The organism is Aeromonas fluvialis (assembly GCF_000819885.1).
Lineage (GTDB): Bacteria > Pseudomonadota > Gammaproteobacteria > Enterobacterales > Aeromonadaceae > Aeromonas > Aeromonas fluvialis.
In genome coordinates this window covers 50,394-58,882 of record NZ_CDBO01000023.1, presented here as the reverse complement: position 1 = coordinate 58,882, position 8,489 = coordinate 50,394, and the positions used below count along the sequence as shown (strand labels likewise).

The window sequence follows — 8,489 nt, the reverse complement described above, 5'->3', positions numbered from 1 at the left end:
TCTATCCTGACACGGGGGGGTGCGCTATCGCCTCCAATATCGGCAGCCACCACGTCACGCCACTTTTCGCAGCCTTCAGCCTGTCTCTTGATCAGATCTTGATCCCCGAAGCCATCATCTCTTTGGCGGCAATAAAGCCGTCCAGTTTACTTTGCAGTGTTTGCCTGCCTTCCCAGAGTGAGCTCCAGCCGGCAATCCCTGTTCGCTTACTATCCATAAAACCGCCCAATCTGGCTATCGCCATGTAGGCCCATTGCAAGCTGCCTTCTCGCTCTTTACGTTTTCCCTTGTCCAGATAGTTCAGCAACTGACATTCATCCTGGGTTAGCACCGTTTCACATGACTGGTTTTCTACGTGCTCTGCTTCCCTGAGTAACCCCTGGGCCCTGAGTGCTTGCGAGAGCGTGAAGCTTTCCCTGAGCTGTAACAGGCGGATCACCACGAACGAAAGGATCGACACCATGCGATCCATGTTATCAGGCTCCTCCATGCGTTGCCGCTCAGCTCCCGCTCCGGTTTTCCACGCCTAATGAAAATGGTGAGTAGGCCGTAGGAACCTCCCCCACAGCCTCTCGCAGAACGGTACGTGAGCCTCTCAGCTCATACCGCTCCCATCAAGCAAACCCTCCTACCATCCCTGCCCGCCAATGGGCAAACAGCCGCGGATGCTTCTTTGCTACTCCTTCCAGAAGTATTGCAGCTCGGGTTTTGTGTCTACGCAGGGCTTTGTATTTGCGTCTCGCCCACCGTACCAGCGCCTTATTGATCTGTCTGAAAACCTTATACATCTCTGAACGATAGAATTGCCCATAGTAGCTCAGCCATCCGTTTATGATCGGATTAAGCCACCCTGCTATTTGCGCTATGTTCAGCTCTGTTCGTCTCCTGACTCCCAATTTGCGGATCTTGAATCTCATCGCCTTCTGAGCTGCCTTGCTCACCGCCGGGGTAAAGCTGACAAATATCCTATTTCGTTGGCGATTTTTGACCACTCTCGGCCTGAAGGTATACCCCAGAAAGTCGAAGCTGGTGTGTTCATACTGACACGGACTCTCCTGGTTGTTGAGCAAGGGCGGTAGCGAGGGCAACCAGCCTTCTGGTGCGTCTTGGGTCGTTGAGGTTGGCGTGCCCAAACTGGGCTTGAGCCCAGTGTGCCGGTTGAGTGAGTGCCACGTTATAACCTTGATGAGTGACGATGAAAGGTTCAGATCACGCAATGGGAATTAAGTTCAAAAAAAAGTCCCCAAGCGATGCTTGGGGACTTTTGTATAAGAGACAGGCTTTCGCGCCCTTTCTATTAATTACCCTTCATGACTTTCCCCGGCTACCGGTTCGGCACCGGCGGCGGGTTCAATCTCGATCCGATCGACCCGCTGCAAACCGCGGGGCAGCTTGGCACCGCGGCGGCCGCGCTCGCCACGGTAGTAGTCGAGATCGGACGGTTTGAGGGTCAGCTTGCGCTTGCCGGCAAACAGGGTGACCGACTGGCCCTGCGGGATGACGGCGGCCATCACCACAAACTCCTCCCGCGCCTTCACGCGAGCCGACGGAATGCTGATCAGCTTGTTGCCCTTGCCCTTGCCGAGCACTGGCAGGGTGTTGAGCGGGAACAGCAGCATGCGCCCTTCGTTGGAGATGGCCATGCAGAGATCGGTCTCTGGCGAGCCAATCTTCTGGGGTGCCATCACCTGCCCCCCTTCCGGCACGGTGAGCAGCGCCTTGCCGTTCTTGTTCTTGCCGATGAGATCGTCATAGGTGCAGACAAAGCCGTAACCGGCATCGCTGGCGATCAGATACGGCTCGCCCTCGTTGCCCATCACCAGATGGCGCACCTCTTCCCCTGCCCCCAGCGCAAAACGGCCGGTGAGCGGCTCGCCCTGACTGCGCGCGGAGGGCAGGGTGTGGGATTCGAGGGCGTAGGTTCTCCCCAACGTGGAGAGGAACACCGCCTGCTGGTTGCTGCGGCCACAGGCGTGGGCCAGATAGCTGTCCCCCGCCTTGTAGGAGAGTCCCGCCACATCGACGTCGTGGCCCTTGGCGGCGCGTACCCACCCCGCGCCTGAGAGGATGACGGTGACCGGTTCGCTGGGAATAAGCTCTTTCTCGGTCAGCGCCACAGCGGTGGCACGCTCCACCAGCGGGGTACGGCGATCGTCGCCGTACTTCTCGGCATCGGCCAGCAGCTCTTTCTTGAGCAGGGTGTTGAGGCGACGCTCGGAGCCCAGGATCAGCTCCAGCTTGTCGCGCTCTTGCGCCAGTTCATCCTGTTCGGCGCGCAGCTTGAACTCTTCGAGCTTGGCCAGATGGCGCAGTTTCAGCTCGAGGATCGCTTCAGCCTGGGTCTCGGTAATGTTGAAGCGCTCCACCATCACCTTGCCCGGCTCATCCTCGGTACGGATGATCTCGATCACCTCGTCGATGTTGAGGTAGGCGATCAGCAAGCCTTCGAGGATGTGCAGGCGAGCCAGCACCTTGTCGAGGCGGAACTGCAGACGGCGACGCACTGTCTCGCGGCGGAAGATGATCCACTCGCTGAGGATGGTCTTGAGGCACTTCACCTGCGGCCGGTTGTCGAGGCCGAGGATATTGAGGTTGACCCGGTAGTTCTTCTCCAGATCCGTGGTGGCGAACAGGTGGGCCATCAGCCCCTCTACATCCACCCGGTTGGAGCGGGGCACGATCACCAGACGGGTCGGGTTCTCGTGGTCCGATTCATCGCGCAGATCGGTGACCATGGGCAGCTTTTTCGCCACCATCTGGGCGGCGATCTGCTCCATGATCTTGGCACCAGAGGCCTGATGGGGCAGCGCGGTGATGACGATGTCGCCATCCTCCTCGCTCCAGACCGCCCGCTGCTTGATGGAGCCCTTGCCGGTCTCGTAGATTTTGCGGATATCGTCGCGCGGGGTGATGATCTCGGCGTTGGTCGGGTAGTCCGGCCCCTGAATGTGCTGCATCAACACATCCAGCCCCGCATTGGGGTTGTCGAGCAGTTCGGCACAGGCGTAGGCCACCTCCCGCGCGTTGTGAGGCGGGATGTCGGTCGCCATCCCCACCGCGATACCGGTCACCCCGTTGAGCAGGATGTGCGGCAGGCGGGCAGGCAGCACCACCGGCTCCTTCATGGTGCCGTCGAAGTTCGGCGTCCACTCCACCGTGCCTTGCCCCAGTTCGGAGAGCAGCAGCTCGGAGAAGCGCGACAGGCGCGCTTCGGTATAACGCATGGCGGCGAAGGATTTGGGATCGTCCGGCGCACCCCAGTTGCCCTGACCATCCACCAGCGGGTAGCGGTAGGAGAAGGGCTGGGCCATCAGCACCATGGCTTCATAACAGGCGCTGTCGCCGTGGGGGTGGTACTTACCCAGCACGTCACCCACGGTACGGGCGGATTTCTTGTGCTTGGAGAGGGCCGACAGACCCAGCTCGCTCATGGCGTAAATGATGCGCCGCTGCACCGGTTTGAGGCCGTCGCCGATATGCGGCAAGGCCCGATCCATGATGACGTACATGGAGTAGTTCAAGTAAGCCTGTTCGGTAAAGGTGCGCATTGGCTGGCGCTCTACCCCGTCCAGACTGAGCTCGATAGCATCACTCATATGTTTTTCTCTTGCTATGGCGCGCCCCTAGAGGGCACGCCTGAAATGCGGGTCGGCAAGTGACCGACAGCTTAGATGATGGCGAGGTTGCCCTTCTCTTCGAGCCATTCACGGCGATCACCCGCCCGCTTCTTGGCCAGCAGCATGTCCATCAGTTGCAGGGTCTCATCCCCCTCCTCCAGCTCGCCCATGGTGAGCTGCACCAGCCGACGAGTGTTGGGATCCATGGTGGTTTCCCGCAGCTGTTTCGGGTTCATCTCACCCAGACCCTTGAATCGGGTCACCATCACCTTGCCCTTCTTCTTCTCGGCTTCGACCCGCTGCAGCACGCCGTTCTTCTCGTCCTCGTCGAGGGCGTAGTAGACCTCTTTACCGATGTCGATCCGGTAGAGGGGCGGCATGGCCACATAGACATGGCCCTTGTTGACCAGGGTGCGGAAGTGCTTCACAAACAGGGCGCAGAGCAGGGTGGCGATGTGCAGACCGTCCGAGTCCGCATCCGCCAGGATGCACACCTTGCCGTAGCGCAAACCGCTGAGATCCTCGGAGTCGGGATCGAGCCCGATAGCCACCGAGATATCGTGCACCTCCTGCGAGGCGAGCACCTGACCGGCCTCCACTTCCCAGGTGTTCAGGATCTTGCCGCGCAGCGGCATGATGGCCTGAAACTCGCGATCCCGCGCCTGCTTGGCACTGCCGCCCGCGGAGTCACCCTCCACCAGGAACAGCTCGCCCTGCATGGGGTCTGCGCAGTTACAGTCGGTCAGTTTTCCGGGCAGCGCCGGACCCTGGGTAATCTTCTTGCGCACCACCGTCTTGGCGGCGCGCATCCGGCGCTGGGCGCTGCTGATACAGAGTTCGGCTAACTGCTCCGCCAGCTCGGTGTTGCTGTTCAGATACAGGCTGAAGGCATCCTTGACCACGCCGGAGACAAATGCCGAGCTCTGCCGCGAGGAGAGCCGCTCCTTGGTCTGACCGGCGAACTGCGGATCCTGCATCTTGATGGAGAGGATGTAGGCGCAGCGATCCCAGATATCTTCCGGGGTCAGCTTGACCCCGCGCGGTAACAGGTTGCGGAACTCGCAGAACTCGCGCATGGCGTCGAGCAGCCCCTGACGCAGGCCGTTGACGTGAGTACCGCCCTGCGCGGTGGGGATCAGGTTCACATAGGATTCGGCGAGGCACTCACCCCCTTCCGGCAGCCAGCACAGGGCCCAGTCCACGGCGGACTGTTCGGTGCTGAAGGCACCAACGAAAGGCTGTTCCGGCAGGCAGGTGAACTGTTTGACCGCGTCGATCAGATAATCCTTGAGGCCATCTTCGTAGCACCACTCCAGCTTGATGCCGGTGTTCTTGTCGAGGAACTTGATGGTAAGACCGGGGCAGAGCACGGCCTTGGCTTTGAGCAGGTGCTCCAGCTTGGTGACCGAGAAGCGGGGAGAGTCGAAATAGCTCGCCTGCGGCCAGAAGCGGACCCGGGTGCCGGTGTTGCGGCGCCCGCAGGTGCCGGAGATGGTCAGCTCCTGCACCTTGTCGCCACGCTCGAAGGCGATGTCATAGACCTGGCCGTCGCGACGCACCGTCACCTCGACCCGATCGGAGAGGGCGTTCACCACCGAAATACCCACCCCGTGCAGACCGCCGGAGAACTGGTAGTTCTTGTTGGAGAACTTGCCGCCCGCGTGCAGCTTGCAGAGGATCAGCTCCACACCGGAAACCCCTTCCTCCGGGTGAATATCGACCGGCATGCCGCGGCCGTCATCGATCACCTCGAGGGACTGGTCTTCATACAGGGTTACCTCCAGGGTGCGGGCGTGACCCGCCAGCGCTTCATCGACGCTGTTGTCGATGACCTCCTGGCCGAGGTGATTGGGCCGGGTTGTGTCGGTATACATGCCGGGGCGGCGACGCACCGGTTCAAGGCCATTGAGGACCTCAATGGCATCCGCATTGTATTGAGTAGACATGGAGGGCCTTGCGAATTGACGTTTGGGGAGAATCTTAACTGCTAGGCGGGGGCAGGACAAACGCCCCGCGCCGAAAGCTTGATCTGGAGAAGGACAAGCAGGGCGAGACCGCCCTTTTATAACCCGAGGAAGTGGATGATCTGGGCAGGGTAGCGCTCGAACGCCACGAAGGCGTGGTTGCCGCCGCACTCCAGCGAGAGACGGGCAAAACGGTATTCGTCCAGTGCCTTGCGGTAGTCGAGCACTTCGTCCTCCTGCTGTTGCAGCACCCAGAGTCGCTCGGGGGCAGCCACAGGCACCGCCAGCGCTCGCAGCTCGTCCATATGTTCAGGCAGCAGCTGATACTGCTCCCCCGTATAGGGATTGGTCTGGGGGCCGAGGTAGTCACAGAGCAGCTCGTGCGGGCGTACCGCCGGATTGATCAGCGCGGCGCGGCAGCCGTACTGCTCGCTGACCCGGGTCGCCATAAAGCCGCCGAGGGAGCTGCCCACGGCGCCGAGCTTGAATTCACTACCATAACGATGCTGCAGATCGGAAATGGTCTGCTTGATAGCCGCCCAGGCCGCCGCTGGCGTATTGGGCTGGGCCGGAATGATCACCTCGATGTCGGGCCGATTGGCGGCCACCCAGGCAGCCATCTGCTGCGCCTTGGCTGAACCGGGCGAGGAGTTGAAACCGTGCAGGTAGAGGAGTAGGGGCTTCATCATGACTCCTCAATAACCGGTGGCATCGGGGTCGGGCACAAACTGCCCCACCGGCAGGCGCCACACCTCACTGGCCACCCGCCCATCCGGATAGAGGGTGAGATATCGCCAGCCCGGGCCGGATTCATCCAGCGCGAAGCCATCACAGAGCGGTTTGAACTGGATGCAGGTGGAGGGGCTGGCAATCAGTCGCACCCCGCGGTGTTCCTCGTCAAACTCCTGATGCACGTGGCCGAACAGGATGGTTTTCTGCTGAGGATGACGGGCCAGCACGGCGAACAGGTCATCGGCATTCTTGAGATTGTGCTGATCCAGCCAGGCGCAGCCCACTGGCACCGCCTGATGGTGAAGGGCAATCAGGGCGTGGCGATCGGGATATTGGCGCAGGGCGCGGTCGAGGGCGGCCAGCTGGTGATCGCCAATCATACCATGGGGTTTGCCGCGCACCTGAGTGTCGAGCAGGATCACCTGCCAGTAGTCGCCTACCAGTTGTTTGGATTCGCTGATCCCGGCGGCATGAAGGTATTCAGTCATCAGCGGACTGTCATCGTGATTGCCGGGCAGCCAATAGATGGGGCGACCAAGGGGCGCCATCATGGAGGCGAACCGCAGATAAGATTCCGGGCTGTGATCCTGAGACAGATCGCCGGTCGCCAGGATCACCTCATAGGGGTGCTCGTTGGTCTGCACCTGTTCCAGCACGGCAGCCAGACTCTCTGCGGTACGCACAGCCAGCAACCGTCCCTCTTCACTGGCGAAGAGATGGGTATCGGTAATTTGCAACAGGCGCACACTGCCGTCCTGCGCCTGGGGGAGCTCTGTTTCCAACATCACGCTTCTTTATATTTGTTCAACTGGAGATATTGATGGGGCTGGTGCCATGCCTGAGACAAAATTTCAGCCATTCGGCCAGAAACAGATTTACCTGCTCCTTTTCATCCCGCTGGTGCATCTTTTTATTGGGATAATCATAACGTGGTTGCAACCGGGAAATCTGTTGCGCTGCACACACTTCCGCCATCCGCACATCATGATACAAACGAATCTCTACTTGAGCCTGCAGATATTCGGGCAATTCGGGGTTGTGCTGGCTCAGGATCACCTGACTGGTGAAGCGACTCTCGCCAATGATGGTGAGCTGGAACTGCAGATCGTTACCGACCCGATAGCGGCGCTCGGCTCCGACGTCCCCATCCGGCGGCAACAATTTCATCAGCGCCATATAGTTGACCTCGCAAGTTCTCTGCAAAGACATCAGATCAGGCACATAGCGCCGGCTCTGTTGCAGGGTCAGCGCCACCTCAGCGATCCGCCAGCCAGCGGGCACGCAACTCGCCGTGGTTGAGGGCCAGCCACTGCAGGGCGATGATGGAGGCTGCGTTGTCGATACGCCCCTCCTTGATCCAGGCAAAGGCCTGCTCACGGCTCACTACATGCACCCGAATATCTTCGCCTTCGTCAGCCAGACCGTGCAAACCGCCCGCCTTGCTGGCATCCACCTCGCCCACATAAACCTCGATCCGCTCAGTGCTGCCACCCGGGCTCACCAGATAGCTGATGGCGTGCTCGCAACGGGCCACCTCGATCCCCGCCTCTTCCACCGCTTCGCGGCGCACCACCGCCTCGGCGGTCTCCCCTTCGTCAATGATGCCGGCCACCAGCTCCAGCAGCCAGGGGGTCGGGCTGGTCTCCATGGCACCGATACGGAACTGCTCCACCAGCACTATCTGGTCGCACACCGGATCGTAGGGAAGCAACGCAGCGGCATGGCCTCGTTCGAACAGCTCGCGCACAATGGGCTGATTCCAGCCACCCGCAAATAACCTGTGCTGCAGACGATAGACGTTCACCTTGAAAAAACCGTTATATCCAACTGATTTTTGAATGATTTTTATATCATCGGTGGCATAGTGCCGATCTTGCGGCAAGGGTTGCTGCGACATCAGGGACTCCCGTCAGCTTGACTTGAATCAGTTTGACCATAAAATCCGAGGAACATGAATGAACATTCATTCACTCGGTGTAACAGGGTTAATGAGGGGTGGATTTTAGCAGCCACAGATCATTTGGCTAGGCACTCGGGGAGAAAACTGCTGCCGGTTCTTGACGTTCCCGTCACCGGGCCTGAGACTCTTCGCATTAAATTTTACTTATAGTAGAGTGATTAAGCTGCAATCAAGCTTGGTCGGTGACAATACTTGCCCTCTCCAGCAACCAGTTTG

Annotated in this window: 7 protein-coding genes and 2 pseudogenes; all 9 read right to left on the bottom strand. The window is 59.8% G+C overall.

The genetic code is table 11. The annotated features are described in order from the left end of the window. Positions 1-91 precede the first annotated feature (91 nt). Positions 92-526 (bottom strand): annotated as a pseudogene (locus BN1125_RS05940) (IS4 family transposase); the annotation flags it as partial. Positions 527-614: 88 nt separating this feature from the next. Next, positions 615-917, bottom strand: a complete 303-nt coding sequence (locus BN1125_RS19845) for a group II intron maturase-specific domain-containing protein (protein WP_208854217.1) — start codon at positions 915-917, stop codon at positions 615-617. Positions 918-1,041: 124 nt separating this feature from the next. Beyond that, positions 1,042-1,173: pseudogene (locus tag BN1125_RS19335) on the bottom strand (IS4/Tn5 family transposase DNA-binding protein); the annotation flags it as partial. Positions 1,174-1,301: 128 nt separating this feature from the next. Next, positions 1,302-3,596 carry a DNA topoisomerase IV subunit A gene (parC, locus tag BN1125_RS05930; RefSeq protein ID WP_042011213.1) on the bottom strand — a complete coding sequence of 765 codons (2,295 nt, stop codon included), beginning with the start codon at positions 3,594-3,596 and terminating at the stop codon, positions 1,302-1,304. Between the two features lie 71 nt (positions 3,597-3,667). Continuing rightward, on the bottom strand, positions 3,668-5,563 hold the full coding sequence (gene parE, locus BN1125_RS05925; RefSeq protein WP_042011211.1) for a DNA topoisomerase IV subunit B: 1,896 nt from the start codon (positions 5,561-5,563) through the stop codon (positions 3,668-3,670). 116 nt (positions 5,564-5,679) lie between these two features. Next, entirely contained in the window at positions 5,680-6,267 is a 588-nt protein-coding gene (locus BN1125_RS05920) for a YqiA/YcfP family alpha/beta fold hydrolase (RefSeq protein ID WP_042011210.1), read from the bottom strand. Positions 6,268-6,276: 9 nt separating this feature from the next. Further along, positions 6,277-7,095 (bottom strand): 3',5'-cyclic-AMP phosphodiesterase, encoded by an 819-nt coding sequence (cpdA, locus tag BN1125_RS05915; RefSeq protein ID WP_042011217.1) that lies wholly within the window; start codon positions 7,093-7,095, stop codon positions 6,277-6,279. Between the two features lie 22 nt (positions 7,096-7,117). Next, positions 7,118-7,522 carry a DUF1249 domain-containing protein gene (locus BN1125_RS05910; RefSeq protein ID WP_425283621.1) on the bottom strand — a complete coding sequence of 135 codons (405 nt, stop codon included), beginning with the start codon at positions 7,520-7,522 and terminating at the stop codon, positions 7,118-7,120. 46 nt (positions 7,523-7,568) lie between these two features. Beyond that, entirely contained in the window at positions 7,569-8,210 is a 642-nt protein-coding gene (nudF, locus tag BN1125_RS05905; protein WP_042011208.1) for an ADP-ribose diphosphatase, read from the bottom strand. Positions 8,211-8,489: the final 279 nt, after the last annotated feature.

Coding starts and splice junctions, on each gene's coding strand:
- BN1125_RS19845 (WP_208854217.1), bottom strand. CDS start 917: ATGAGATTCAAGATCCGCAAATTGGGAGTCAGGAGACGAACAGAGCTG.
- parC (WP_042011213.1), bottom strand. CDS start 3,596: ATGAGTGATGCTATCGAGCTCAGTCTGGACGGGGTAGAGCGCCAGCCA.
- parE (WP_042011211.1), bottom strand. CDS start 5,563: ATGTCTACTCAATACAATGCGGATGCCATTGAGGTCCTCAATGGCCTT.
- BN1125_RS05920 (WP_042011210.1), bottom strand. CDS start 6,267: ATGAAGCCCCTACTCCTCTACCTGCACGGTTTCAACTCCTCGCCCGGT.
- BN1125_RS05910 (WP_425283621.1), bottom strand. CDS start 7,522: ATGTCTTTGCAGAGAACTTGCGAGGTCAACTATATGGCGCTGATGAAA.
- nudF (WP_042011208.1), bottom strand. CDS start 8,210: ATGTCGCAGCAACCCTTGCCGCAAGATCGGCACTATGCCACCGATGAT.